Origin of the sequence: Streptomyces sp. NBC_00096, assembly GCF_045041305.1 — a bacterium.
Taxonomy (GTDB): Bacteria; Actinomycetota; Actinomycetes; order Streptomycetales; family Streptomycetaceae; genus Streptomyces.
Window position 1 is genome coordinate 2,513,296 of record NZ_CP108221.1, and the last position, 26,725, is coordinate 2,540,020.

The following is a 26,725-nucleotide window of genomic DNA, read 5'->3' on the forward strand; positions in this document are numbered from 1 at the left end:
CGGGCCCCCTGCCACCTGCAGCACCACTCCCGGGTCCAGCCCCCGGCCCCGCGCCTCAAACGCCGGCGCGGCTGAAAGATCGCCTCAATCGCCGGCGGGGCTGGATTTTCCAACCCCTCCGGCATTCACGCGCGGCCCAACCCCACCCAATCCAGCCCGTCACCGCACACGGAGGGACCGCCCAACTGCCCCCAGCCCACCCGCCACACACGCACAGGCCGCCCCCAGCCACATCCAGCCCACCCCACCTCCACACCCGAGCCCACCCCAACCACATCCAGCCCGCCCGACATCCACGTCCGAGCCGACCCCCGCCACATCCGGCCCAGCCGACACCCACATCCGAGCCAACCCCCGCCACAACCAGCCCGCCCGACACCCACATCCGAGCCAACCCCCGCCACAACCAGCCCAGCCGACGTTCACGTCCGAGCCGGCCCCAGCCATATCCAGCCCGTCCGGCGTTTGAGGACCGGGTCTGGGCGGAGCCCAGGGAACGGGCGAAGGGTGGGTAGGGGACTTCGCCCCGCGCAGCGGCACACCGCAGCCAGCCCGCCACTCCCCGGCCCGGGGCAGCCCAGTCCGCCCGGGCACGGTCCGGGGCGGGCCGGGCCGGGTCCGGGCGGGCCGGCCAGGGCGGGCAAGGTCCGCCCGGGTCCGGGGCCGCCCAGGTCCGGGGCCGCCCGGGCAGGGGCCGGCCGGTCAACTCGGGGTCCGCGCCAGCATTAGGCGGACCAGGTCCGCCACCGCATCCGCCCGGACGGGGTCCAGCTCCGTGCCGAAGCCCGCCACCCCCGCACCGGACCCCCGCGCCACGCCACCGCCACCCGCCGGCCCCCGCCGGGCCAGCTCCCCCAGGGTCCGCTTCACACCCGTCTCGTACGCCCCGAACGTCCGCCGCAGCAAGGGCAGTACGTCGATGAAGGCCCGCTCCGGCACCGACACCAGCCAGCCGTCGATCAGCCCGAGCAGCCGCTCGTCGTGGACGAGCAGCGTGCCGCCCCCGGTGCCGCCCCCCGCGAAGCCCTCGATCCAGCCCGCCGCGTCGGCCGGCGCGGACGCCGGGGACAGCGAGAGCCCCATCAGGCGGGCCGTCTCCCCGGGCGGCAGCCGCCCCTCGTCGAGCAGCAGCCGCACGGCCCGGCCGCGTATCAGCCCGGGCACGGTGTCCCGCCCGGCCAGCGTCCGCAGCACGGCCGACCACCGCTCCCGCAGCCCCTCGGCCCCGCCGTCCCCGCCGTCCCCCAGCAGCCCGATCGCGGTGTGCACCCCGTCCACGTGCCCCCGCAGCTCCGCCGCCGCGTCCGCGTCCAGCCCCGCCGCGCAGGCGGGCGGCAGCGCCACGCATATCCGCTCCGCGAGCCCGGCCGCCACCGTCCCCAGCGCCGCCGCGTCCGTGCCGCGGACGTCTCCGTACCGCAGTGAACGGGCCAGCGCGGGCAGCGCCTTGGCCAGGCCCGCCACATCCGTGTCGAGCGCGGCCAGGTCGGCGAGGGCCCGCAGGACGGCGGGCAGCGCCTCGGCGAGACCGGCCAGCAGGCACCGCTCGGCCAGGGCGGTGACCTCGCCCAGCTCCCCGGCGCCCGCCGCATCGGCCTCGGCCCGGGCGGTGGCCGCACCGAGGACGGTGGTCCCCCAGATGCCGGCTTCGGCCACCCGCACGGCCAGCTCCGGCTCCCAGCGGAGCCGCCAGGTCTCCCGGAAGGTGCCCGTGCTCCCGCGGGAGGCCGCCGGAACGCCCCAGTCGATGCCGAGCAGCCGAAGCCGGTGCAGCAGCAGGGACTTGGCCGTGTCGGTGTCCTTGCGGAGGTCGAGCTCCAGCTCCCGGTCCTGCGCCTCGGTCTTGAGGCGCAGCGAGCGCTGCTGCTTCGCGAGGTCGCGCTGGAGCGGTACGACGGGCGCCGCGTCGGGGACCTCGCCGAGCACCTCTCCGACGACGAGCCGGTCCTCGATGAGCGCGAGCGGTATGTCGGAGCCGTCGCACATCACCGCCCGGACCGCTTCCAGGGTTTCGGTCAGCCCCGGCACCGGCCGGCCCCGCATCGCGGCCAGGGTGTCGGCGAGCCGGACGGCTTCGATGACGTGTGCCGGGGAGACCTGCCGGTCCTCCTCCCGCAGGAGGCCCGCGACTTTGGTCAGCCACCGCTCGACGGGCCGGTCCCGGGCCGCGAAGAGGTGTGCGTACCAGCCGGGTGAGGTGATGCCCGCGCCGTACCCTCCGGCGCGGGCGAGCCGCCGGTGGGTCCAGGGGACCCAGGTGGTCTCCACCTTGACCTTGGGCAGTCCGGTGAGCAGCGCCTTGTCCGCGGCCGCGGTGGTCTTCGCCCGCAGGGCCGGGACGTGCCAGGCTCCGCAGACGACGGCGTACGCGTCGCCGAACTCGCGTCGCGCGGCCCGCATCCGCTGCCGCATGTACGCCTCGCGCACCAGGTCGCGGTGGTGGCCGCCGGCTCCGTGCTCCTCGCGCAGGGCGCCCATGGCCTCGCCGAGCGCCTCGAACACGCCCAGTGGATCGGCGGCCGCCCCGGTCCCGCCCCGGTGTTCGACGACGTCCTCCCACCACCGCTCGGGATCGTCGTACCCGGCCGTCTCGGCGAGGACCGCGAGCGGATCCAGCCGTACGGAATCGGGCGCCTCCCCAGCCCCCTCCCCGCCCCCTTCCCCGGCCCCCGGCACGGCCAGCGAGTGCGCGGCCGGCAGGTCGATGAACCGGACCGGCACGTCCCGCTCCTGCGCCCACCGGAGGGCGACCCATTCCGGGGAGAAGTCGGCCAGTGGCCAGAACGCGGCCCGCCCCGGGTCGTCGGCGGGGTGCGCGAGCAGGGCGACGGGCGGGCGCATCCCCGGGTCCGCGGCCAGCGACAGCAGCGCGTCCCCCTCGGGCGGCCCCTCGATCAGGACCGCCGCCGGCCGCGCCGCGTCCAGGGCGGCCCGTACCGCGCGGGCCGAGCCGGGCCCGTGGTGGCGTACCCCCAGCAGCGCCGGGCCCGTCGCCACCGCGGTCTTCGCCGCGCTCATGCCGTCACCTCGCGGCAGGCGCGGTAGAAGTCCTTCCAGCCGTCGCGCTCGCGGACCACGGCTTCCAGGTACTCCTGCCAGACGACCTTGTCGGCGGCAGGGTCCCGTACGACGGCCCCGAGGATCCCGGCGGCCACGTCGGAGGGGCGCAGCACGCCGTCCCCGAAGTGGGCGGCCAGGGCGAGGCCGCCCGTGACGACCGAGATGGCCTCGGCGGTGGACAGGGTGCCGCTGGGCGATTTGACCTTCGTACGCCCGTCGTCGGTGATGCCGCCGCGCAGCTCGCGGAAGACCGTGACCACGCGGCGGATCTCCTCCAGGCCCTCCGGGGCGGCGGGCAGGTCGAGGGCCCGGCCCATCTGGTCGACGCGGCGGGCGACGATGTCGACCTCGGCGTCCGCGGTGGCGGGCAGCGGCAGGACGACGGTGTTGAAGCGGCGGCGCAGCGCGCTGGAGAGCTCGTTGACCCCGCGGTCGCGGTCGTTGGCGGTGGCGATGAGGTTGAAGCCGCGCACGGCCTGCACCTCCTGGCCCAGCTCCGGTATCGGCAGCGTCTTCTCGGACAGGACGGTGATGAGGGTGTCCTGGACGTCGGCGGGGATACGGGTGAGCTCCTCGACCCGGGCCGTCATGCCCTCGGCCATGGCCCGCATGACCGGGCTCGGCACGAGGGCTTCGCGGCTCGGTCCGTGGGCGAGGAGGCGGGCGTAGTTCCAGCCGTAGCGGATGGCTTCCTCGGGGGTGCCGGCGGTGCCCTGGACGAGGAGGGTGGAATCTCCGCTGACGGCCGCGGCGAGGTGCTCGGACACCCAGGTCTTTGCGGTGCCGGGAACTCCGAGGAGGAGCAGGGCGCGGTCGGTTGCCAGGGTGGTGACGGCGACTTCGACGATCCGGCGCGGGCCGACGTACTTGGGTGTGATGACGGTGCCGTCGGTGAGCGTGCCGCCCTGCAGGTACGTCGCCACGGCCCACGGGGAGAGTTTCCAGCGGGCCGGGCGGGGCCGGTCGTCGGCGGCGGCCAGGGCTTTCAGTTCGTGCGCGAAGGCGTCCTCGGCGTGCGGTCGAAGCGCCTCTGCGGTGGTCTCGTTCCCGGTCGTGGTCATGGTCCCCCTCCAATGCTCCGCAGCCGCTTCCGACTGCTTGCACCACGATGCACCCGACCACTGACAACGACCCACGGATGAGCTGTTGTTGCAGGTCAGAGCGATTGTCAGTGGGGGTCTCTACGGTGGAACACATGACTGAGCAGGGGGTCCGCTGGACGGCGGAACAGGTACTGGCTCTGGCTCCTGACGAAGCGTCGCGCAAGGCGGGGGCCAGACTCGGCGGGGCGGGGCCGTGGTCACAGACCGGAGGTTCCGCTTCCGGTGTGGTGTGGGGGTTGTGCAAGGGCAGCGGCAGCAAGCCGTACCGGACGGTCGCCGACCTGTCCGGACCGGCGTACAAGTGCTCCTGTCCCAGCCGGAAGTTCCCGTGCAAGCACGCGCTGGGACTGCTGCTGCTCTGGGCCGCGGAGGGGTTCGGCACCCCGGGCGACGCCCCGGACTGGGCGGGCGAATGGCTCGCGGAGCGGGCGGCGAAGGCCGCGCGGACCGCCGCCGACCGCTCCGCACCGGCCGGGCCGGCGGATGCGGAGGGAGCCAGGAAGCGGGCCGAGCGGCGGACGGCCCGGATCGGCGCGGGCGTCACCGAGCTGGAGCAGCGGCTCGCGGACCTGATCCGCGGGGGGCTCGCCGGTCAGGAGCAGGCGGGTTACGCGGGATGGGAGGAGACCGCCGCCCGGATGGTCGACGCCCAGGCGCCCGGACTGGCGGCGCGGGTGCGGGAGTTGGGGACGATACCCAGTTGCGGGGCCGGCTGGCCCGCCCGGATGCTGGAGGAGGCCGCGCTGCTGCACCTGCTGGACCGGGCCTGGCTGGGGGTGTCCGGGCTGCCGGAACCGCTGGCCGCGACGGTCCGCAGCCGTCTGGGACTGCAGACCCGGGCGGAGGGCGAGGCCGTACGGGACCGCTGGCTCGTGCTGGCCCAGTACGACACGGCGGCACCGGACGGCCGTCTCACCACCCGCCGGATATGGCTGCGCGGGCTGGCGAGCGGACGGCCCGCCCTGGTCCTGGACTTCGGTCCGCCGGGACGGCCGCCGGGGATGGCACTGCCCGTCGGTCTGGTGCTGGATGCGGAAGCCCGCTTCCGGCCCGGTTCGGCCGGGCTGCGCGCCGACCTCGGGGAGAGGTTCGCGCCTCCCGGACCGTGCGGGGGCGCGCCTGCGGGCGTGAGCACGGTCGCGGCACTGGAGGCGTACGGCGCGGCACTGCGCGAGGACCCCTGGCTGGAGTCCTGGCCGGTGGTGCTCGGCCCGGTGGTGCCGATACCGGGGGGACGACCAGAAGGACGGACAGGGGACCGCACAGCGGACCGCACAGGGGACCGGACAGGGGACCGGACAGGGGGAAGAGCGGGCGGAGGGACGGGGGAAACGGCCTGGCAACTGGCGGACGCGGAGGGGACGTCCGCCCTGCCCGTACCCCTGACCGGGGCCGGGAGCCGGTCAGCGGCCGGACTGTGGCAGCTGGCCGCGCTCTCGGGGGGCGGGCCGGTGACGGTGTTCGGCGAATGCGGACACCGTGGATTCACCCCGCTGACGGCCTGGCAGCCGGACTCATCGGAGCCGGTGGCACTGGGCTGAGCGGGCGCAGGGGGAGGAAGCGACGGCGCGGGGGCGCCGGCGTGCTCGAACGACTGAGCCGGGGGGCTTTCATGAACGACAACCACGCCAGTTGAGGCCGTAGTCACGGCGGCAAGTGCCACAGGGGAATCGAGCTGCTCCGGTCCCGCGGAGGGGGCGGGACCGGAGCACGGCACACGGAGAGGGAGAGGACCCGATGGACACGGCGACGAACGCGGCGGCGAACACGACGACGACGCAGCCGATCACACGGACGATGACGATGGCGGCGGCGATCACGGCGGGGGCCATCGCGGCGGGGGCCATCGCGGCGGGGCCGGAGATGGAGGAGACGGAGGAGACGGAATCGGCGACCCGCACCGCGCCGGATGGCGAAGCGGCCTACGCCGACTGGGACGAGCTGGTCGGCGCCGCGCTGCTGGGTACCGAGCGGCGCCGGGGCAGTCCCGAGGGGCTGCTCGGGGCCGCAGCCGTGCACACGGTGCGGCGCCGGGCCGGGCTGCTGCCCGCCGAGGCGGGTCCGCGGCCCGAACCTGCCCCGCGCGATCCGCGTCCCGAGCCGCCGGAGGCGGCCCGGCGGCGGCTGGCACAACTGCTGGCCGGGCGGACCGGCGCGGGCAGTGCCGGCGGGCGGCGGGGGTCCGCCCCGGACCTGACGGAGCTGCTGCCGCAGTGGCTGACGGCCGCCGGGCACCACGGTTACCGGGCTCCCGCCGCGCTCGTGCCCGCGCTGCTCGACGTCGCGCGGGCCCGCAGCGATCTCCGGCCGCAGGCGCTGGCCCTGGCCGGGACGCGCGGGCTGTGGCTGGCCCGGCTCAATCCGGACTGGCGGTTCGCGCTGCGCGGGGGTTCGGGGGGCGCCGGCGAACTGCCCGATCCGACGGACCCGGAAGGCGTGGAACGGCTGTGGCAGGAGGGGCTGTTCGCGGAGCGGGTGGCGCTGCTCGGCGCCGTACGGGCCCACGAAGCGGCGGCCGGACCCCGGCTGCTGGCCACCACGTGGGCCACCGAGCGGGCCGAGGACCGGCTGATGTTCCTCGATTCGCTGCGGGTGGGCCTGTCGGCGGGCGACGAGCCGTTCCTGGAGGCCGCGCTGGGCGACCGCAGCCGCAATGTCCGGGCGACCGCCGCCGAACTGCTCTCCGCGCTGCCGACGTCCGCGCTGGCCGGGCGGATGGCCCGGCGGGCGCTGGCCTGCGTGGGCCCCGAAGGGGTGACTCCGCCGGCCGAGTGTGACGCGGGGATGCTGCGCGACGGCGTGGTCGAGCGGCCACCGGCCGGGCGGGGCGAACGGGCTTGGTGGCTGGGCCAGTTGGTGGAGTCCGCTCCACTGTCGTGCTGGCGGGAGCGGTTCGGGGGGATCGGCCCGGAGGAGATCGTGGCACTGCCGGTCGCCGAGGGCTGGGCGGAGGAACTGCACGCCGCCTGGTGCCGGGCCGCCGTGCGCCAGCGCGACCCCGCGTGGTCGCAGGCCCTGCTCGGCTCGGCGGCCGCGCCGCCCGCGGCGGGTCCGGCGACGGCTTCGCTGGCGGAGCGGGCGAAGCTCCTGTCGATCCTCGGGGAGGGGGAACGGGCGGCCTGGGTCGCGGAGTTCATACGGACCCACGGGCTGTCGGAGGCTTTCCAGCTGCTCGGGGTGTGCGTGGTGCCGTGGGCGGGGGCGCTGGGGCGGGCAGTGGTCGAGGCGCTGGACTCCGCGCGGGAGGCGGGCGGCTACCCGTGGAGCTTCAGCGGGGTGATGGGCCTGGCGGAGCGCTGCCTCGATCCTGCGGAGGCGGGGCGGCTGGATGTGCTGGTGGCGGAGCCGGTGGAGGAGGGTGATGCGGCGGCGTACTGGTCGGAGGCCTTCCAGCGACTGGTCGCCACCCTCCGCCTCCGGGCGGCCATGCACACGGAACTGACCCCACCCGCCTGACCAACCCCGGTCCCGGGCCCGACCCGACGGCCCGACGGCCCGACGGCCCTCTGGCCCGGAGCGGGGCGAGGCGCCGGGGCGGCGGTACGGATGGGCTGCGGTGCGGATGGGCGACCCTGCGGGGCGGAGTCTCCTACCCGCCCTTCGCCCGTTCCCTGGGCTCCGCCCAGACCCTCCCCCAGCTACCGCTGGGGGTGCCCCCTGCCTCAAACGCCGGAGGGCCTGGTTTTCGGCCGGCGTTTGAGGCGCGGGGGCCGCGGCGTCAGGGTTGGGTGGGCTGGCGGACGTGGGTGTGGACCCAGTCCACGATGGCCGTGGTGGTCGCGCCCGGGGTGAAGATCTCGGCCACGCCCTTCTCCTTGAGCGGAGCGATGTCCGCCTCCGGGATGATCCCCCCGCCGAACACCTTGATGTCCTCCGCATCGCGCTCCGCGAGGAGTTCCAGCACGCGCGCGAACAGCGTGTTGTGCGCGCCCGACAGGATCGACAGACCGATCGCGTCGGCGTCCTCCTGGATCGCGGTGTCGACGATCTGTTCGGGGGTCTGGTGGAGGCCCGTGTAGATCACCTCCATGCCCGCGTCCCGCAGGGCCCGCGCGATCACCTTGGCGCCTCGGTCGTGGCCGTCGAGGCCCGGCTTGGCCACCACCACACGGATCGGACCGGTCACACCCATCGCACTGCCTCCCGAGTGAACGAACGTTAAGTACAGCATTGCGCACACCCCCGTTTCGCGGTCAACCACGAGGGGGAAATCACACGTGGGATGGCGTGCCACCACTCCGTGCCGACAGCCGCGCGGCACGGAGTGGTCTGGCGCCCCGGGTCCCATGACGCTAGGGGGAGGCCGTCCATGGGACTCACCATGTCCGGGGCCGCGCTGCGGGCCGGCGTACTGGAAGCGATCGTGTTCGGTGCGCACATCCTGACGTATCCCACCGGAGTGCTGTCCGAGCGCCAGGCCCCCGCCCGCCCCCCCGGCGCCGGGACGACCACCGCCGGCGCTCCGCACGAGCGCCCGCCCGCGCTGCTGCTGCACGGGTTCACCGACAACCGCTCCATCTTCGTCCTGCTGCGCCGCACCCTCGGAGCCGGCGGCCGGCGGCAGGTGGAGACGTACAACTACTCACCCTTCACCCGCGATCTGCGCGTCACCGCCCGCCACCTCGCCCGCCGTGTCGAGGAGCTGTGCGAGCGCACCGGGCAGGACCGGGTGGATCTGGTGGGGCACAGCCTCGGCGGGCTGGTCGGGCGGTACTACGTGCAGCGCCTCGGCGGCGACGCCCGCGTCCGCACGCTCGTCACGCTCGGCACCCCGCACTCCGGTACCCGGGTCGCACCCTTCATGGATGCGCACCCGCTGGTCCGGCAGGTGCGCCCGGATTCCGAGGTGCTCACCGAACTGCGGGCACCCGCGCCCGGCTGCCGTACCCGGTTCGTGGCGTTCTGGAGCGAGTTCGACGAGCTGATGGACCCGACCGAGACGGCCCGTATCGATCACCCGGACCTGCTCGCGGAGAACGTCCAGGTGACCGGCATCGGTCACCTCGCCCTCGCGGCGCACCCCACCGTCATCGCGGCGGTCCGTCGCGCGCTCGACGGATCCGGGCCGACCGCCCTCGCGCACCCCGGTTCCGCTTCCGTCGCCTGATCGAAAGTCGACCGGGTACTCGACTCCAGTCGAACGCATTTCGAACTCAAGGCCAAAGGCGGGTCTCCGGACGGCCGAAAGACGGCCGAATGCCCGGTTCCCCCGAGGTCATGGCCCTCGGAAGATTGTCGTTGCGAGTAACCGGCGGGTACAGTCACGCCACTGCTCTCCTCCGAGGACCTCAGGTTCCTCGGCCACCCAGGCCCCCCGCTGCCGAGGCGAAAGAGAAGTTGGTGAACGACCGCCCCTCGTCGGGCCCGTACCCGGATTTCGGGTATGACGGCCTTTCCACCACCACTTTCGCCGGTGATTCTGCGTTCGTGTCCTATGAAACGCAGGGCCAGGGCTACAACTACGGTGCCTATGGTGCCGGTTCCGCTTCCGGTTCCGGTTCCGGTTCCTACGACACCGGCGCGTACGACACCACGGCCTGGACCACCCCGCAGAACAGCTACCCCCAGCAGCCCCTCGACGGCTACGACGGGTACCTCTCGACCGTCCCCACCCAGGGCGGCTTCTCCACGGACTACCAGTCCACCGCCTTCGGCTACGACAACGCCTCGGAACAGACCGGCCACTGGTCGGTCCCGGGCTACGGGGCCGAGACCGGCACCTACGACGCCACCGCCTGGAACACCGCTTCCGAGCCGGCCTACGCGTACACCGGTTACGAGCAGCAGCAGACGCAGACCCAGCAGCAGTACGCGTACGAGCCGTACCCGCAGACCGAAACCCCGGCCTCGGCCCCGGACACGTCGGGCTACACCGAGACCGCCGTCTTCGAGTTCCGCGTCCCCGATGCCAACGCGTCCGACGCCTCTGACGCCTCTGACGCCTCTGCAGGCGAATACGACTACGACGCCGACGCCGACGAGTCCGGTCACGACGCCGCCCGGGTGCACGATCTCCCCACCCAGGCCATGCCCGTCACCCCCGCCGCGCCGTCCGAGCCGCGCCCCTCGCGCCGCGCCGGCTCCAAGCCCGTCGCCAAGGCGAGTACCGCCAAGGCCGGTGCCAACAGCCGCCGCCGTACCCCCGCCAAGCGTTCCGCGCTGCTGACCGTGGCCGTGCCCTCCGTCTGCGTGATGGGCGTCGCGGGTGTCGCCGCCGCCTCCGTGGGCGGGCTCACCGGTGCGGAGAAGCCGTCCGGGGAGACCACCACGCTGGCCGCCCCCGACCCGGCGTCCATCAAGCCGGTCGCCGCGAACAGCAAGCTCGACACCCAGCTCACCGCCCTCAGCGCCGACGCCGGAGACTTCGCGGACCGCGCGAGCCGGACCCAGGAGCGCATCGACCTGCGCCTGCGCCAGGACGAGGAGAAGAAGAAGAAAGAGGCGGAGGAGGCGGCCAAGGAAGCGGCCCGCCCCAAGTTCGCCCTCCCCGTCGCGCGCCACGGCCTCAGCGCCGGTTTCGGCCAGGCGGGCGTCAACTGGATGTCCGTCCACACCGGCATCGACTTCCCGGTGGGCTACGGGACTTCGGTCATGGCCGCCACCGACGGCACCGTGCGCAGCCAGTTCAACAGCGCCTACGGCAACATGGTGATACTCACCGCGCCCGACGGCACCGAGACCTGGTACTGCCACCTCAGCAGCGCCAAGATCCGCTCCGGCAAGGTCAAGGCCGGCGACGTGATCGCGTACTCCGGCGACACCGGCAACTCCACCGGCCCGCACCTCCACTTCGAGGTGCGTCCCGGCGGCGGCGCTCCGATCGACCCCCAGGCCTGGCTGCGCAGCCACGACCTGGACCCGAACTGAGCCACTGCCCCCACGGGACCGGCCCCGGTGACGGCCCCGGTGACGGCCCCGGCGGGCCGGCCCACAGGCCGCCCGCCCGGCCCACAGACCGCCCGCCCGCGCCGTCCTAGAGCTTCTGCACCGGCGCGTACCGCAGCAGCAGCCGCTTCGGCTTCTCGTCCCCGAAGTCGATGGTGGCCTGCGCGTCCGCGCCCGCTCCCCTGACCTCCATGACGGTGCCCAGCCCGAACTGGTCGTGCGTGACCCGGTCCCCGACCACCAGCGCGATGACCGGCTTGTCGGCGGCCCGCCGCGTCGCGAACCCGGACGGGCCCGACTTCGTACGCGACGAGGACAGGAACGACTCCGGCGAGGTGCCGAACGAGGCCTTCGATCCGCCCGAGCCCGAAGACCCGTACCCCGAGCCCGAGCCCGAGCCGCGCATCGGGCCCGCCGGCTTCTGCGCCGCGCCCGTCCGCTTCCACTGCAGGTACTCGGCCGGGATCTCCTCGAGGAACCGCGACGGCGGGTTGTACGAGGGGGTGCCCCACGCGCTGCGCATCGAGGAGCGGGTCAGGTACAGCCGCTCGCGCGCCCGCGTGATGCCGACGTAGGCGAGGCGGCGCTCCTCCTCCAGCTCCTTGGTCTGGCCCAGCGCGCGCATGTGCGGGAAGACCCCGTCCTCCATGCCGGTCAGGAAGACCACCGGGAACTCGAGGCCCTTGGCGGTGTGCAGGGTCATGAGGGTGATGACGCCGTTGCCGTCGGTGTCCTCGTCCGGGATCTGGTCGGAGTCGGCGACCAGCGCGACCTGCTCCAGGAACTCCGAGAGCGTGCCGGGGCCCACCGGCGGGGCGCCGTTCGAAGCGGCTTCCGCCGCCGCCGCTTCCCGGGCCTGCTCGAACTCGAGCGCCACGGCGGCGAGCTCCTGCAGGTTCTCGATCCGCGTCTCGTCCTGCGGGTCGGTGGACGCCTGGAGTTCGGCGAGGTAGCCCGTGCGCTCCAGGACCGCCTCCAGCACCACCGCCGGCCCGGCACCCGAGTCCACGATCGTGCGGAGCTCCTCCATCAGCACGTTGAAGCGCTTGACGGCATTGGTCGAGCGGGCGGCCATGCCGAACGCCTCGTCGACCCGGCGCAGCGCCTGCGGGAAGGTGATCTTCTCGCGCATCGCGAGGGCGTCGATCATCGCTTCGGCGCGCTCTCCGATGCCGCGCTTGGGCACGTTCAGAATTCGCCTCAGCGGAACGTTGTCCTCGGGATTCGACAGCACGCGCAGGTACGCGAGGACGTCGCGGACCTCCTTGCGCTCGTAGAACCGGACGCCGCCGACGACCTTGTAGGGCAGTCCGACCCGGATGAAGATCTCCTCGAACACGCGGGACTGCGCGTTCGTCCGGTAGAAGATCGCGACGTCGCCCGCCTTCGCGTCGCCCGCGTCCGTCAGCCGGTCGATCTCGTCGGCGATGAACTGCGCCTCGTCGTGCTCGGTGTCCGCGACGTAGCCCGTGATGACGGCGCCACTGCCGGCCTCGGTCCACAGGTTCTTCGCGCGGCGGTTCTCGTTGCGCTCGATGACGGCGTTGGCGGCGGACAGGATCGTCTGCGTGGAGCGGTAGTTCTGCTCCAGCAGGATCGTGGTGGCGTCCGCGTAGTCCTCCTCGAACTGGAGGATGTTGCGGATGGTCGCGCCGCGGAAGGCGTAGATCGACTGGTCGGCGTCACCCACGACGCACAGCTCGGCGGGCGGCAGGTCCGGGTACCCGGTGCCGACCAGTTCGCGCACGAGCGTGTACTGGGCGTGGTTGGTGTCCTGGTACTCGTCGACCAGCACGTGCCGGAAGCGGCGCCGGTAGTGCTCGGCGACCTCCGGGAAGGCCTGGAGCAGGTGGACGGTGGTCATGATGATGTCGTCGAAGTCGAGCGCGTTGGCCTCGCGCAGCCGCCCCTGGTACATCGCGTACGCCTGGGCGAGGGTCTTCTCGAAGCCGTCGGCCGCCTGTCCGGCGAAGGCGTCCTCGTCGATGAGCTCGTTCTTCAGGTTCGAGATCTTGGCGCTGAAGGCCTTCGGCGGGAACTTCTTCGGGTCCAGGTCCAGGTCGCGGCAGACGAGCGCCATCAGGCGCTTCGAGTCGGCCGCGTCGTAGATCGAGAACGAGGAGGTGAAACCGAGCCGCTTGGACTCGCGGCGCAGGATGCGCACGCACGCGCTGTGGAAGGTGGAGACCCACATGGCGTTCGCGCGCGGGCCGACCAGGCCCTCGACGCGCTCCTTCATCTCGCCGGCGGCCTTGTTGGTGAAGGTGATCGCCAGGATCTGGCCGGGGTGGACCCCGCGAGCGCCCAGCAGGTGGCCGATGCGGTGCGTCAGCACGCGCGTCTTGCCGGATCCGGCGCCGGCCACGATGAGCAGCGGTGATCCCGCGTGCACCACGGCGGCGCGCTGCTCCGCGTTCAGCCCGTCCAGGAGCGCCGCCGGGTCGATGACGGGCCTGGGGGCGCCGTCCCGGTAGTACGCGTCCCCGCTCATGGGCGCGTCGAACCGGCCCCCGAACAGATCGTCCGCGCCCGACTCGGGGGCGGCGTGATCCTCGGGCGGCGGGGGGACCTCTTCGGAGGGGGAGAGGTCGGCCAGGAAGCTGTCGTCAAAGAGGCTGCTCATCGCCTTCCGAGTCTAGGGGGCGGGACCGACAGCCGGTCCCGCCCCCGGAAATTCGGTTGCACATGCGCTGCGAACCCCGCGCAGCCCCTTCCGGGACTCCCCCTCCACCGCTAGTGTGCTTCGCCAACCGGAAGGAGGTGCCGGCCCGTGTACCCGTACGGATTCCCCTCGTCCCACTCCTCCCCCCACCACCGCAAGCCGCGCACCCGAAGACATCCGAACGCCCCCACCGCGGTGATCACGACCGCCGCCCTGTCCTCGCTGGGCCTGCTCCTCCCCCACCAGGCCGCGGCCGCGCCCGCCCCCCGCCCCACGGTGGAGGAGGTACGGGCCCGCGTGGACGAACTGCACCGGCAGGCGGGCACGGCCACCCAGGCCTACGACGCCGCGGCCGAGCGGACCGCGAAGCAGCGGGCCCTGCTGTCGGCGCTCATGGACCAGATCGCCGGGACCACCCAGAAGCTGAACGAGGCCCGGCGACTGCTCGGCAGCTACGCCGCCGACCGCTACCGCGGCGCCGGTCCCCTCGGCGGGACCGCGACCTTGCTGCTCAGCGACGATCCGCAGGCCTTCTTCGCGCAGACGCACCTGCTCAACCGGCTCGGCGGCCGCGAGGACGCGCTGCTCAACGAGTACACCCGGGCCAGGGCGGAGACGGGCCGCGAGCGGCGCGAGGCGGCCGTGGTGGCCGCGGACCTGGAGCGGGCGCAGGAGGAGCTGCGCGGGCGCAAGCAAGAGGTGCAGGACCGGCTCGCCGAGGCGAACGCCCTGCTGTCGCAGCTCACCCGGGCGGACCGGGAGCGGGCGCTGGCCGGCGGATCCCCGGCCGGTTCGGGCCCGCTGCCCTCGGACGCCCCCGCGTCGGCCGCCGGGGCCAGGGCCGTGGCCTTCGCGCGGGCCCAGCTCGGGAAGCCGTACGTCTGGGGCGCGATCGGCCCGAGCTCGTACGACTGCTCCGGCCTGACCCAGGCCGCCTGGCGCGCGGCGGGGGTCACGCTGCCCCGCACCACGTGGGACCAGGTGGAGGCGGCACCGCGGATCGCGACGAAGCAGCTGCGCCCGGGCGACCTGGTCTTCTTCTACAAGGACATCAGTCACGTCGGGATCTACATCGGGGGCGGCCGCATGATCCACGCGCCGCGGCCGGGTGCGTACGTACGCGAGGACTCGATCTACTACCAGCCGATCTACGGGAGCGTCCGGCCCGGCTGAGCCGGTCGGCGTCCGCGGGCGGTCCGGCGGTGCCTCCGACGCCTGCGCCTCCGTATGCGTGTCCGCCTGCGCCTCCGTCGGCGTGTCCGCCTGCGCCTCCGTCGGCGTGTCCGTCACTCAGCGCCAGCGTGCGGCGGGCCGGTCCGGCGTGGCGCTCACCCTCCGTATCAGGCGAGTTGGCGCGGCGCTCGTCAACTCACCCCTGGCGTTGGTCCGTTCGTGCGGCCCGAGTCGCCGGTTCCGCCAATCGGGCCTAGCGTCGAGCACATCGAGGAGCATTTCCTGCCTTTTGCGGACAAATGGTTCGCGGCTGCACCTCGGGGACCCGGAGGATTCACCATGCGTGCGATACGTGTCGCGTCCGTAGCCCTGCTGTCCACCGCCGCCTTGGCGCTCGCCGCGCCGATGGCCTCGGCCAACGACGGCGGGACCACGCCCAACGTCACGTCGTTCGGTTTCACCGTCTCCCCCGCCACGGTCGCCCCCGGCGGGACCGTCACCCTGAACGCCACCGGTTGCCAGGAGCCGCTGGTCAAGGTCTCCTCCGGCATCTTCGACGCGGTCGAGCTCAACGAGGGCAAGTCCGCCACCGCCAAGGTCGACGCGGACGCCAAGCCGGGCGCCCAGTACCAGGTCACCTTCGACTGCAAGGGCGAGAAGGGCACGACCACCCTCACGGTCGCGGGCCACTCGACCGGTACCGGCACCGGCACGGGTACGACCACTCCCTCCAAGGGCGTCAAGGCCGGCCTCGGCGGCGGCGCGGGCGGCCTGGACAGCACCGAGATCGCCGCCGGTTCCGCGCTGCTGGCCGGTGCGCTCGGCGGTGGCGTGGTCCTGATGCGCCGCCGGTCCGGCGGCAACGCCTGACCCCGGGTCCCCCGACTCGGGGCCCCTGACCGCGAGTCCCCCGACCCCGTTCTGTGACCGCGAGTCCCCGACCCGGTCAGTGACCGCGAGTCCCCGACCCGGTCAGTGACCGCGAGTCCCCGACCACCGGGCCCGTCCGACCCGCCCCTGGCGACCGGACGGGCCCGGTCCAGTGACCGCGGGCGCAGGACGCCGCATCCCCAGTACCCCCAGCACCCCCACACCCCCAGCACCCCCCGCACCACGGAAGGAGAGCGCATCATGCCCCGCCCCCAGGAGCGTCCGAAGCCGCGCGGCGGCTGGGGCGTCGTCGCCGTCGTCGCGCTGAGCGGTACGTTCCTCCTCTCCAACGGCCTCGACCTGAACGGCGGTCCGCCCCAGCCCGCGCAGGCCGCCACGCTGGTCAGCGACCCGGCCCACGACGAGGCGGCCCGCCGCCTCCCCCCGGCCCCGCAGCCGCTGAAGCCCTCCCCGCCGACCCGGATCCGGGTGCCCTCCGTGCGGATCGACGCCCCCGTCACCGGGGTCGGTCTCGATGCCGAGGGCTGGCTGGACGCCCCGCCACCGCAGGACCGGAACCTGGCCGGCTGGTACGACGGCTCCCCGGCCCCGGGCACCCGGGGCACGACGTTGATCGACGGCCACGTGGACAACGGGCAGGGGCCGGCCGTCTTCTACGACCTCGGCTCGGTCAAACAGGGCCAGCACGTCGAGGTGGACCGGCAGGACGGCCGTACCGCCGTGTTCACGGTGTACGGCATCGAGGTCGTCGGAAAGAAGGACTTTCCGGCCGAACGCGTCTACGGCCCCAAGGGCACCCCGGAGCTCCGGGTGATCACCTGCGGCGGCGGCTACTCGAAGAAGACGGGGTACGACGGCAACGTCGTCGTCTTCGCCCGCCTGACGGAAATCCGCGGATAGCAGGCCTGTGGAGAGAAGCGCGCCGCCCCGGCGCCGTGCCGCGTCGGGGCCGCACCTACGCTCGTCGCCATGAACGTACTGATCAACGTCTTCCTCGGCCTGCACATCATCGGGATCGCCTCGCTCCTCGGCGGTTTCCTGACCCAGATGAAGGCGATGGGCGCCGGCACCGCCCGCTTCGTGCCCGCGATGCTGCACGGCGCGCTGACCATGCTCGTCACCGGTGTACTGCTCGTCGGCTTCCGCGAGATGGACGGCGGCACCGTCAACAACATCAAGATCGGCGTGAAGCTCGCGATCCTCTTCGTGGTCCTGGCGATCGTCTATGTCAAGCGTGACGAGGAGCGGGTGGAGAAGGCGCTGTTCGGGGCGGTCGGCGGGCTGACCATGGTCAATATCTTCATCGCCGTTCTCTGGCACTGACACCGGACGGCCATCGGGTGACCCTCGAGCGGCCAGGTCCGGTCACGTCCGGCCACTTGCGATCATCCCGTCATCTTCCCGTTACCTTCGGGTCTAGCGTCCTCCTCCAGGCAACGACAGAGGAAGGACGTGAGGCCCTCGTGGCCAGTCATCGAAAGCCCAGGCAGCGCCCGCTCACCGGCGGCACGGCACGGAGCACCGTACGCACCACCGCCGCCACCCTCGCCCTCGCGGGCGCTGCCACCGCGACCGCGTTCGAAGGCACTTCCCAGGCCGATCCCCAGCCGACGCCCTCCCAGGTCAAGGCGGAGATGGACCGGCTCTACGAGGACGCCGAGGCCGCGACCGACCGGTACAACGGGGCGAAGGAGAAGGCCGACGAGGCCCAGCGGGCCCTCGACGGCCTGCAGGACGAGACCGCCCGCAAGACCGACCAGCTCAACACCGCCCGCAGCGCGCTCGGTTCGCTGGCCGCGACCCAGTACCGCAGCGGCACCCTGGGCGCCGCCGTCCAGCTGGCGATGTCCGACGATCCGCAGGAGTACCTGGACCGCGCGGCCCTCATCACCCGGGCCGGCACCCGCAACGCCGCCGAGGTCTCCTCCGTGCGCCGCAAGCTCGACGAGGTCGGGCACCTCAAGGAGCAGGCCGCCGGACGCCTCGCCGAACTGCGTGCCCGGCAGGGCGAACTCGCCGGCCACAAGGCCGAGATCGAGGAGAAGCTGACCGCCGCCCAGCGGCTGCTGGCCAGGCTGACCGCCGAGGAGCGGGCGGCCTACGAGGCCCACTCCGGCGGCAGCGCCCCCACCGGCTCCGCGAACCAGAGCCCGCCGCCCTCCGACGGCTCGCGCGCCGCCCGCGCGGTGGCCTTCGCGTACGGGGCGATCGGCAAGCCGTACGTGTGGGGCGCGACGGGACCGGGCTCGTTCGACTGCTCGGGCCTGACCCAGGCGGCCTGGCGCGCGGCCGGTGTGTCTCTGCCGCGCACCACCTACACCCAGATCAACGCGGGACAGCGGGTCTCCCGCGATCAGCTGGCCCCCGGTGACCTGGTGTTCTTCTACTCCGGTGTGAGCCACGTCGGCATGTACATCGGCAACGGCCAGATGATCCACGCCCCCCGCCCCGGCTCCACGGTCCGCATCGCCCCGGTGGACTCCATGCCCTGGGCCGGGGCTTCGCGACCGGCATGACCGCCGCGCCCGCGGCCAACCGCCCCCCGCCCCCGCCCCGCCGCTACGGCGCCTTGACCGTCTTGCTCAGCCAGTCGAAGGTCTGCGGCAGCTGCTTCGACCACGAGTCGAGGTTGTGGCCGCCTACGACCTTCTCCGCGTGCACCTGGGTCGGGCTCTGCGCGAGGGCCTTGAGGTCCATGCCGGACAGGTAGCCGTCCTGGTCGGCTCCCGAGATCCACAGGGAGACCGCGGGCGGTTTCGGGGCCGCCTTGAGCAGGTTCTTCAGGTTGTGCGCGACGCGCAGCTGGGGGTCCTTGGCGACCAGCGAGGAGGGCTCCTGACCCGGGTCGTTGTAGCCCGACAGGGAGACGGCCGCGCTGTAGCGGTCGGGGTGGGCGATCGCCAGCTTGGTGGCGCAGTAGGCGCCCGCCGAGTATCCGGCAACGCCCCAGGTGCGGGCCTCGTCCGAGGCCCGGAAGTTGTCGGTGACCATCTTGCGGACGTCCACGCTGAACCAGCTGTCCGCGTTGACCTTGCCGGGCAGGTTGGCGCAGCCGGTGTCGGCGTTGCCGAGCAGCATGGCGCGCGGCGAGACCAGGATGAACGGCTGGACCTTGCCGCTCTTCATCAGCGGCTCCAGGACCTCGTGCGCCTTGAGTCCCTGGAACCAGGACTTGCCCGTGCCCGGTATGCCGGGGATCAGCTCGACCACGGGGAACTTCTTGTCCTTGTAGGCCGGGTCGTCGTACTGCGGCGGCAGCCACACCAGGACGTCGCCCTTGACCCCGGAGATCTTTCCGTCGAGCTCGGTCTTCTTGACCCGGCCGCCGAGGCCGTCGACCGGTTCGAAGGGCTGCTGGACCTTCGGTGCTTCCTTGAGCTGCTCGGCCTTCTTCCCGCCGAGTCCGTCCGGACCCAGGTCGGGGGCGGAGTTGACGTACTTGCCGGTGCCGAACAGGTCCCCCCAGGACGCGTAGAAGGTCATGTCCCGGTTGACCCCGATGAACACCAGCGCGATGGCGGTGGCCTGGGCGAAGACCACCATCGAGGCACGGGTGGCGACGCGTACGGGGGCCGGCCCGCGCGCCCGGCTCCACAGCAGCAGCGGGAGGAGGACGGCGATCAAGGTCAGCGCCACCGCCGTCACGAAAAGGGGGGTCCCCGTCAAGCTCATCACGGGAACGAAGAGGGCCGCGCGCGGCGCCCCGGTTGCCCGGGACGCCTGCGGTGTGGATCACACCAGGCGGCGGGCCGTCGCCCAGCGGGTGAGCTCGTGGCGGTTGGACAGCTGGAGCTTGCGCAGGACGGCCGAGACGTGGGATTCCACCGTCTTGACGGAGATGAACAGCTGCTTGGCGATCTCCTTGTACGCGTACCCGCGGGCGATCAGCCGCAGCACCTCGCGCTCGCGCTGGGTGAGGCGGTCCAGGTCCTCGTCCACCGGCGGGGCGTCCGTCGAGGCGAAGGCGTCGAGCACGAAGCCCGCCAGCCGCGGCGAGAACACGGCGTCCCCGTCCTGCACGCGGAAGACCGAGTCCACCAGGTCGGTGCCGGTGATCGTCTTGGTGACGTAGCCGCGCGCGCCGCCGCGGATGACCCCGATGACGTCCTCGGCGGCGTCCGACACCGACAGCGCCAGGAAGCGGACCGGGTCCTCGGCGGCCCCCATCAGCGGGGCGCAGCGGCGCAGTACCTCGACGCCGCCGCCGCCGGGCAGGTGCACGTCGAGGAGCACCACCTCGGGGCGGGTGGCGGTGATGACGGTGACGGCCTGGTCCACGTCGGCGGCTTCACCGACGACCTCGACCCCGGTCCGGTCGGTCTCGCCGATCTCGGCCTGGACGCCCGTGCGGAACATCCGGTGGTCGTCGACGAGCACCACCCGGACCCTCCTGGTCACGCCGCCGGTGCTCGCGTTGTCCTCGGTCATGCTGCCTTCGCCGCCCTCTCCATCTCCAGCTCGACTTCCGTGCCGTCGCCCGGCACGGACCGCAGTCGCGCGGTCCCGCCGTTGCGCTGCATCCGGCCGATGATCGATTCTCGTACGCCCATGCGGTCGTCCGGTACCGCGTCCATGTCGAAGCCCGGTCCGCGGTCCCGTACGGACACGAACACCGTCTGCCCCTCCACCTCGGCGTACACCCGGACGGGGCCGCCCTCGCCACCGTACTTGGCGGCATTGACCATCGCTTCGCGCGCGGCCTGCATCTGCGCCGCCAGCTTCTCGTCGAGGGGGCAGTCGCCGACGACGACCACCTCGATCTGGACCCCGTGGTGGTCCTCGACGTCGGCGGCGGTCTTCTTCACGGCCTCGGCCAGGGTCGTCGGCTCCTCGTCCTCGTCCTTGCCGGTGCCCTCCGGCTTGTACAGCCAGTTGCGCAGCTCCCGCTCCTGGGCCCGCGCGAGGCGGCGCACCTCTCCGACGTCCTCGGCGTTGCGCTGGATCAGGGTGAGGGTGTGCAGGACGGAGTCGTGGACGTGGGCGGCGACCTCGGCGCGCTCCTGGGCGCGGATGCGCATCAGGCGCTCCTCGGAGAGGTCCTGGGTCATCCGGATCAGCCAGGGGCCGGCGAGGAGGGCCACTCCGACGAGGACGGCGAGGGTGGCGGTCAGGACGTTGCCCAGCTGGGCGGCGGAGCCACGGACCACTATGAAGACGGTCAGGCCCACGCCGACCAGGGCGACGCCCGCGAGCGCGCGGGCGGCCTGCAGCAGCCGGCCGTGCCGGCCGGCGGCGGCGTTCCAGTGGGCGCGGCGGGCGTTGTCGGCCTGGCGCCAGACGAGGACCACGCCGGCCCCGACGAGCAGGGTCGGCCACACGTACCGCCCGGAGGCGCCGCCGACCTGGACCTTGGAGATGAAGATGCCGGCGCCGACGCAGAGCGCGATCAGGGCGGTGATCTGGCCCCGCTCGGGCTTGCGCAGGCGGCGGGTGCCGTCGGGCAGGGTGTCGAAGTAGGAGCGGTGGCCGCTGCGGCCGCCGACGCCGAGCGGTACGAAGACCCAGAACGCGGCGTAGAGCAGGACGCCGAGGCCGTCTCCCCACATGAACAGGCCGAGGAAGGCGAGCCGGACCCAGACGACGGGCAGGCCCAGGTGCCCGGCGAGGCCGCGCGCGACTCCGCCGAGCATCCGGCCGTCGGCGCTGCGGTAGAGCTTGCGCTGCGGCGTCTCGTCGGAGTCAGGTGCGTACGGCGTGCGGGGGGCGGCTGCTACGGGCATGCCACCGATGGTCACACGTGTGCGGTGCCCGGGGCATCAGGGCAGCCCCCCAGTTCTCTCGGGGGGATATCAGGGTTGCGCCAGGGTAGATCCGGATGCCCGCGGCGACGGCGGCCCGTCACCATGTAGGCATGACCGAAGTACACGATTTCCTGCCGCCGGACGCCGGGGCCGGTGCGGGCAGCGGCTCCGCCCCGCCGCCTGCCGAGCGCCCTCCGCTGCGCCGCGGCAAGCGCGACAAGGTGCTCGCGGGCGTCTGCGGCGGCCTGGGCCGGTACTTCGACCTCGACCCGGTGATCTTCCGGATCGTGCTCGGTGTCCTCGCGGTCACCGGCGGCGTCGGTCTGATCTTCTACGGCTTCGCGTGGCTGCTGCTGCCCCAGGAGGGCGAGGAGGACAGCGAGGCGAAGAAGCTGCTGACCGGCCGGGTCGAGGGCTCGACGCTGGCGGCGGTGTTCGCCGCGCTGGTGGGCTGTGCGCTGTTCCTGTCGATGCTGGACAACGGCGGGCTGGCGGTCTTCTCCGTCCTCGCGGCCCTGGCGCTGGGCGGCGCGGCGTACTGGTCTCAGCGGCGGCGGAGCAGGTCCGCCGACGTCCCAGAGGCGCAGGCCGCGCCGGGCGTCGAGTTCGTGTACCCGGCGGCGACGCGCACCGGGCACCGCATCGTGCACAGTCCGGCGCCCCCGGAGACCCAGGCGCCGCCGGCGCCCGGCGGCCCGTCCTGGTGGCGGGACCCGCTGGTCAAGGACGGCACCACGGGACCGGTCGGCTCCACCGGGTACCTGTGGGGTCCCGACGACTCCGCCTCCGCCGCCCCCGGCGGGGATCCGGCCGCGGCCCCGGCCGCCGGGAAGCGGGTGCGCGCGCAGCCGCGCGGTGGCATCGGCGGGCGGGTGTTCGTCCTGGCCGCGCTGGCGGGAGGCGCCGCCGCCGCCTCCGTCTGGGAGGGCAGCACCCTGAGCCACGCGCTGCAGGTCGGCTTCGCCACCTCCCTCGCCGTCTTCGGCCTCGGTCTCGCGGTCAGCTCCGTCAAGGGCCGTACCGGCTTCGGCACCGTACTGCTCTCGGTGATCACGGCCGGGCTGCTGGCCGGGGCGGTCGCGCTGCCCAAGGAGATCGGCACCGACTGGAAGCAGGTCGAGTGGCGGCCGGCCTCGGTGGCCGAGGTGCGGCCGCGGTACGAGGCGGGCACCGGGCTGGCCACCCTGGACCTCGGTCACCTGGACGTCCCCAAGGGCACGACCGTGACGGTCCACGCCTCCATCGAGGCGGGGCGGCTCAAGGTGATCGTGCCCCGGGAGGTGACGGCGCAGGCCGATGTGTCGGTCGAGCTGGGCGACATCCACCTGCCCGGGGACACCAGCGAGGACGTACGGATCCGCAGCGGCGGCGAAACCCAGCAGACGACCCTTCAGCCCTCCCCGGGCACCGAAGCGGGCGGAAAGATCGAGCTGCACCTGAGCGCGGGTGTGGGACAGGTGGAGGTGGCCCGTGCGGCGTCATGAGTTCCAGCCGGGACGGCTGATCGCGGGACTGGTCCTGATGGCGGCCGGGGCGCTCTACCTCCTGGGCGCGGCCGGCGAAGCCGATCCGCCCTGGTTCCTCGTCCTGCTGATGACCATGGGCGGGCTCGCCTTCGCCGCCGTCGTGGGCCTGGTGACCTACGCCGTGCGCCGTGACCGGCGCGAGCGGATCAGCGAGTCCAGGGAGAGGTAGGGCGCTCCGGCGAGGATCAATGGGAAGCCCGTGCGCGTGCTGATCACCCTCAGGATCAGCAACGAGACCGATGTTTCCACTTCGCTCGAACTGCAGCTCCAGGACTGCCCGGCCCACATACCCAGCCGTGACGCTGCTCACGCCACGGCTCGCGCCACATCCATGCCAACCCCAGAGCGCACACCACTCCTACGAGTACGAAGCCGTATGCCGGGGTGCCCCCCGAGGGATGCGTTTCATAGACCAGTGCTGCCGACAACACGGTCAGCAACTGGCCCGCGGCACTCCGCCAGGCAGTTTTCGCCGCCGCAAGTGCGACCGTCCCCCAGAGGAGATACCACGGTTGCACCGCCGGTGAGAGTGCGACCAGTGAAAGCAGTGAGAGACCGAGTCCGAGGACCGGGTCCATCCGGCCTTTCCAGGAGCGCCAGGCCAGCCCCACAATGAGCACCAGGGCAACCGCGAGTCCCAGCTTCTGGACCATTTCTTTCACCAGGTCACTGTTCCCGGCGAGCAGCCCGACCCCGAGTCCGACATCGCTCGTCAGGGAAAGGGCCGTATGGATTGAACCGGCTACGCCCTGCGTATCCAGCCAGCCGAAGCCGGTTCCGGCAAGGACCGTTGTCCCGCTGGCTACGGCGGCTGCCACCAGCCCCGGCAGGATGAGGCCCTTCGCGATTTTCAACAGGACGGGCCCACGCGCCGCCTGGGCGACCATGACGCCCAGGAAAAGGAGAGCCACTACTGCAGGTGATTTGATCATTGCCGCCAGCCCCACAAGGCTGCTGCCGAGAACCCAGCGCCCGCGTTTTCCCAGCACCACCCCGCTCAGCATCAGTCCGATCATCAGGCCGTCGTTGTGGACGCCGGCGATGACATGGATCAGCAGCAGTGGATTGAGGGCAGCGAGCCAGAGGGCGCCGCCGCCTCCGCCGAGACTTCGCAGGGCCCACACGATCAGCACCAGCGCGCCGAGGGCAACGAACCGTAGTCCGAGTACTGCTGGCGTTGTCCCGGCCTCGGTGAGCTGCACGACCCAACTGGCCAGAATGAGAAATACGGGACCGTAAGGAGCAGGCGTATCGGTCCAGTTCGAGCCCACTCGGGCTGCTGCTGCGGAACCTAGATCGTGTACTCCCAGAACAGAGGGTCCGACTTCGTAGACGTCGTGCCCTTCAAAGGTCATAGCCCCCTGGGCGATGTAACTGTAGACATCAGCACTGTAGAGCGGCGGGGCAAGTACCAGCGGAATACCCCAAGCACAGAGCGTTCCAATGATTTCCCGTGGAGCGGTTTCCTTCACGCCTACGAGAAGACGCCCATAACACCACCAAGCTGAAACAAGCAGAGTAAGACCCACGTACATGAGGACGACGGAAGCAGTCGGTACGACCTCCACACCCCAGGATTCAACGTGCGCCGGCAGAAATTCCCCTGCCAGACCACCCACAGTGATGGCAAAGGATCCGCCTGCACCGACCCAACGGCACACGGAAGAGGTCCACACGTACATCAGGAACTTTCATTTCGTCGACTGCCTGCGAAGCGCGCGGTTTGGTTCCGCAGTACTGGAGACCGGCGAGAGCGAGACCTCGATGCCTCGGGCCCGCACCCTCGTTTCCCGGAGGACCGGGAGACCTCCTACCTCGGGTAGTTCTTCCCTCAGGCAGTAGCCCTCCTCCTGCGCCTGATCAGGCCATCCAGTGAACAGTAGGGCGCGCCCGCGAGGACCAGGGGGATCCAGGCCATCAGGTAGATCAGGTCGTTGCCGTAGTAGTACGGGGTCACCGCCCAGGACACGGTGAGCCACAGGCTGAGCGAGATCAGCGCCCCGCCCAGGGCCGCGATCCGGGTCAGCAGCCCGGCCAGGACACCCAGGCCGACCAGGAGTTCCCCGATGGCCAGGGCGACGGCGAAGCCGACGGGTGCCTTCAGGGCCATGTCCACCATGGCCGGGATCGCGGAGGTGCCGCGCACCCCGCGCATCAGCGCCCCGATGGAGCCGTCGCCGTTGGCGGAGAGGAACGCGGAGTCGGTGAGCTTGTCCAGGCCGGCGTAGACGAAGGTCACGCCGAGGAAGACGCGCAGGGGCAGCAGCGCGTGGCGGGCGGCGAGTGCGCGCAGACCGCCCAGGCCGCGCGGACCGGAGGCTTCAGGGGCAGGGGCGCCGTCGGGAACATCGGTTCGGTTCACGCGACATGTGTACCCGCTTCACTCGGCGACGTCGATGCTGCACCGGTTGGATTCCACTCCCGCGGCGGTGACGACCTGGATCTCGATCCGCCCGGGTTCCACTTCGGCCGGTACCGGCACGGTCAGCACGGCGTCGGACGGATTGGTGAAGCCCCCCGCCACCGGGACCAGCGGTACGTGCACATGGACCGCACCCACCCGGACCACCAGCCGGGCCAGCATCTCGGGCGTCTGGGCGCCGGGCGGGACGAAGCCGACGCCCCTGATCTCGATGTCGTCCCCGGGGCGGATCGCCGCGTCCAGATCCCCGGGCTCGCGTCTGCGCACCACCGACAGCACCAGCGGGCGGCCGCCCTCGGCGTACTTCGCCGCGAGGTACACGGCCGCGGACAGCGCCACCAGCAGCGCCAGCGCCCACGGCAGCTGCGGCAGCCGGTCCGGGAAGCGGGCCAGCGACACCGCGGCGAAGGCCAGGACCACCGTGGAGACCAGCACGTACTGCGCGTCGGGGAAGGAGCCGCGGCCCGCGTCGTCCGTCAGCAGGTCGGCTCCGGCCGGGCGGTCTGCCGGCAGTTTCTGCAGCCGCTGCCCCATGATCCGTACGGCGACCACCCGGCGCACCACCACCGCGACCGCCGAGGTCAGCGAGACCACCGCCAGCAGCGGCAGCGCCCGGTCGAGCGCGAGCCCCGCGTACAGCGCCTGCCGCTCCGGCCCCGGCGAGGAGGCCGCGAGCCGCAGCGCCGGCAGCAGCGTGGCGAACGCGGTGAGCACCAGCCAGGCGCTCGGCACCGCCTTCGAGGTGGACAGCCGGTTGTCCTCGCCGACGATCGGGGCCAGCAGGCCGCCCCGGACCGTCTGCGCGCGGGCCGCCACCGTCAGCAGGGCCGCTAGGACCAGCGCGGCCAGCAGCCCGGCGGTGCGCGCCGTGGACCAGCCGGTGCCGAGCGCGGTGCCCACCTGGACCAGCAGCAGCACCCCGGCGGCGATCCACACGGCGAGCACGGCCCGCCGGGAGAGCAGGTACAGCCAGGAGTGCCCGGCCTCCCTGCCCCGGTCGGCGACCGTGCGCGCGGACAGGGTCAGTTCGTCGGACACCCACTGCCGGGACGCCCCGGCGGAGCGGGCGACGGCGGCCGGCAGCCCCTGCCCGGCGGCGAACTCATCGCGCTTCTCCAGGAAGGCGGCGACGGCACGGCGGTGCCCCTCCCGTGCGCAGTCGTCGCAGGCACAGGCCGCGGTATGAGTACCTCTGGACATCTCTTGGACAGCCACGAACATGCCGCCTCTCTGAACTCCGGTGCAATGCCAGCGAATTGTGC

At 72.7% G+C, this 26,725-nt stretch carries 21 protein-coding genes; 11 read left to right on the forward strand and 10 right to left on the reverse strand.

Annotation, left to right across the window (positions count from 1 at the left end):
- Positions 1–702: 702 nt before the first annotated feature.
- Both OG904_RS10730 and OG904_RS10735 read right to left on the reverse strand, forming a co-directional pair.
- Positions 703–3,018: a DUF5682 family protein gene (locus tag OG904_RS10730; RefSeq protein ID WP_405489723.1), complete on the reverse strand. Its 2,316-nt coding sequence runs from the start codon at positions 3,016–3,018 to the stop codon at positions 703–705.
- The gene (locus OG904_RS10735) at positions 3,015–4,121 is read right to left on the reverse strand and encodes an AAA family ATPase (RefSeq protein WP_405489725.1); all 1,107 of its coding nucleotides are present in this window, start codon (positions 4,119–4,121) and stop codon (positions 3,015–3,017) included. The genes OG904_RS10730 and OG904_RS10735 overlap by 4 nt, the downstream gene beginning before the upstream one ends.
- A 134-nt stretch (positions 4,122–4,255) precedes the next feature.
- Here OG904_RS10735 and OG904_RS10740 point away from each other — a divergent pair, with 134 nt between their 5' ends.
- Together OG904_RS10740 and OG904_RS10745 are read left to right on the forward strand one after the other, a co-directional pair.
- Positions 4,256–5,704 carry an SWIM zinc finger family protein gene (locus tag OG904_RS10740; protein ID WP_405489727.1) on the forward strand — a complete coding sequence of 483 codons (1,449 nt, stop codon included), beginning with the start codon at positions 4,256–4,258 and terminating at the stop codon, positions 5,702–5,704.
- A gap of 196 nt (positions 5,705–5,900) precedes the next feature.
- Positions 5,901–7,619 carry a DUF5691 domain-containing protein gene (locus OG904_RS10745; RefSeq protein ID WP_405489729.1) on the forward strand — a complete coding sequence of 573 codons (1,719 nt, stop codon included), beginning with the start codon at positions 5,901–5,903 and terminating at the stop codon, positions 7,617–7,619.
- A 262-nt stretch (positions 7,620–7,881) separates the two neighbouring features.
- Here OG904_RS10745 and OG904_RS10750 read toward each other — a convergent pair whose 3' ends face one another.
- Positions 7,882–8,295, reverse strand: a complete 414-nt coding sequence (locus OG904_RS10750) for a cobalamin B12-binding domain-containing protein (RefSeq protein WP_405489731.1) — start codon at positions 8,293–8,295, stop codon at positions 7,882–7,884.
- Positions 8,296–8,472: 177 nt separating this feature from the next.
- Between OG904_RS10750 and OG904_RS10755 the strand changes: the two genes are divergently transcribed.
- Together OG904_RS10755 and OG904_RS10760 are read left to right on the forward strand one after the other, a co-directional pair.
- A complete protein-coding gene (locus OG904_RS10755) occupies positions 8,473–9,270 on the forward strand; it encodes an esterase/lipase family protein (RefSeq protein WP_405489733.1) in 798 nt (265 codons plus the stop codon).
- Between the two features lie 89 nt (positions 9,271–9,359).
- The gene (locus tag OG904_RS10760) at positions 9,360–11,030 is read left to right on the forward strand and encodes a peptidoglycan DD-metalloendopeptidase family protein (protein ID WP_405489735.1); all 1,671 of its coding nucleotides are present in this window, start codon (positions 9,360–9,362) and stop codon (positions 11,028–11,030) included.
- Between the two features lie 106 nt (positions 11,031–11,136).
- Here the strand turns inward: OG904_RS10760 and pcrA are convergent, their stop codons facing one another.
- The gene (pcrA, locus tag OG904_RS10765; protein ID WP_405489737.1) at positions 11,137–13,671 is read right to left on the reverse strand and encodes a DNA helicase PcrA; all 2,535 of its coding nucleotides are present in this window, start codon (positions 13,669–13,671) and stop codon (positions 11,137–11,139) included.
- 147 nt (positions 13,672–13,818) lie between these two features.
- Here pcrA and OG904_RS10770 point away from each other — a divergent pair, with 147 nt between their 5' ends.
- The 5 genes from OG904_RS10770 (at position 13,819) to OG904_RS10790 (ending at position 18,290) form a co-directional block, all read left to right on the forward strand.
- Entirely contained in the window at positions 13,819–14,883 is a 1,065-nt protein-coding gene (locus OG904_RS10770) for an NlpC/P60 family protein (RefSeq protein WP_405489739.1), read from the forward strand.
- A 339-nt stretch (positions 14,884–15,222) separates the two neighbouring features.
- Entirely contained in the window at positions 15,223–15,753 is a 531-nt protein-coding gene (locus tag OG904_RS10775; RefSeq protein ID WP_405489741.1) for a hypothetical protein, read from the forward strand.
- Between the two features lie 261 nt (positions 15,754–16,014).
- Positions 16,015–16,674 (forward strand): class F sortase, encoded by a 660-nt coding sequence (locus tag OG904_RS10780; RefSeq protein WP_405489743.1) that lies wholly within the window; start codon positions 16,015–16,017, stop codon positions 16,672–16,674.
- Between the two features lie 69 nt (positions 16,675–16,743).
- On the forward strand, positions 16,744–17,097 hold the full coding sequence (locus tag OG904_RS10785) for a hypothetical protein (protein ID WP_405489745.1): 354 nt from the start codon (positions 16,744–16,746) through the stop codon (positions 17,095–17,097).
- Between the two features lie 140 nt (positions 17,098–17,237).
- Entirely contained in the window at positions 17,238–18,290 is a 1,053-nt protein-coding gene (locus OG904_RS10790) for an NlpC/P60 family protein (protein ID WP_405489747.1), read from the forward strand.
- Positions 18,291–18,333: 43 nt separating this feature from the next.
- Here OG904_RS10790 and OG904_RS10795 read toward each other — a convergent pair whose 3' ends face one another.
- The 3 genes from OG904_RS10795 to OG904_RS10805 are packed head-to-tail and all read right to left on the reverse strand — an operon-like array spanning position 18,334 to position 21,494.
- Positions 18,334–19,446 carry an alpha/beta hydrolase gene (locus OG904_RS10795; protein ID WP_405489749.1) on the reverse strand — a complete coding sequence of 371 codons (1,113 nt, stop codon included), beginning with the start codon at positions 19,444–19,446 and terminating at the stop codon, positions 18,334–18,336.
- Between the two features lie 60 nt (positions 19,447–19,506).
- A complete protein-coding gene (locus tag OG904_RS10800; RefSeq protein ID WP_405489751.1) occupies positions 19,507–20,202 on the reverse strand; it encodes a LuxR C-terminal-related transcriptional regulator in 696 nt (231 codons plus the stop codon).
- Positions 20,199–21,494, reverse strand: a complete 1,296-nt coding sequence (locus tag OG904_RS10805) for a PspC domain-containing protein (protein WP_405489753.1) — start codon at positions 21,492–21,494, stop codon at positions 20,199–20,201. The genes OG904_RS10800 and OG904_RS10805 overlap by 4 nt, the downstream gene beginning before the upstream one ends.
- A 131-nt stretch (positions 21,495–21,625) precedes the next feature.
- On the opposite strand from OG904_RS10805, the gene OG904_RS10810 reads away from it, so the two are divergent.
- Positions 21,626–22,999, forward strand: coding sequence for a PspC domain-containing protein (locus tag OG904_RS10810; protein ID WP_405489755.1), 1,374 nt, complete (start codon positions 21,626–21,628; stop codon positions 22,997–22,999).
- A complete protein-coding gene (locus OG904_RS10815) occupies positions 22,986–23,210 on the forward strand; it encodes a hypothetical protein (protein WP_405489757.1) in 225 nt (74 codons plus the stop codon). Before OG904_RS10810 ends, OG904_RS10815 begins: the two co-directional genes overlap by 14 nt.
- 55 nt (positions 23,211–23,265) lie before the next feature.
- Here OG904_RS10815 and mptB read toward each other — a convergent pair whose 3' ends face one another.
- The 3 genes from mptB to OG904_RS10830 form a co-directional block, all read right to left on the reverse strand.
- Positions 23,266–24,723 (reverse strand): polyprenol phosphomannose-dependent alpha 1,6 mannosyltransferase MptB, encoded by a 1,458-nt coding sequence (mptB, locus tag OG904_RS10820; protein ID WP_405489759.1) that lies wholly within the window; start codon positions 24,721–24,723, stop codon positions 23,266–23,268.
- 149 nt (positions 24,724–24,872) lie between these two features.
- On the reverse strand, positions 24,873–25,403 hold the full coding sequence (locus tag OG904_RS10825) for a DoxX family protein (RefSeq protein ID WP_405489761.1): 531 nt from the start codon (positions 25,401–25,403) through the stop codon (positions 24,873–24,875).
- 18 nt (positions 25,404–25,421) lie between these two features.
- A complete protein-coding gene (locus OG904_RS10830) occupies positions 25,422–26,684 on the reverse strand; it encodes a hypothetical protein (protein ID WP_405489763.1) in 1,263 nt (420 codons plus the stop codon).
- Positions 26,685–26,725 lie beyond the last annotated feature (41 nt).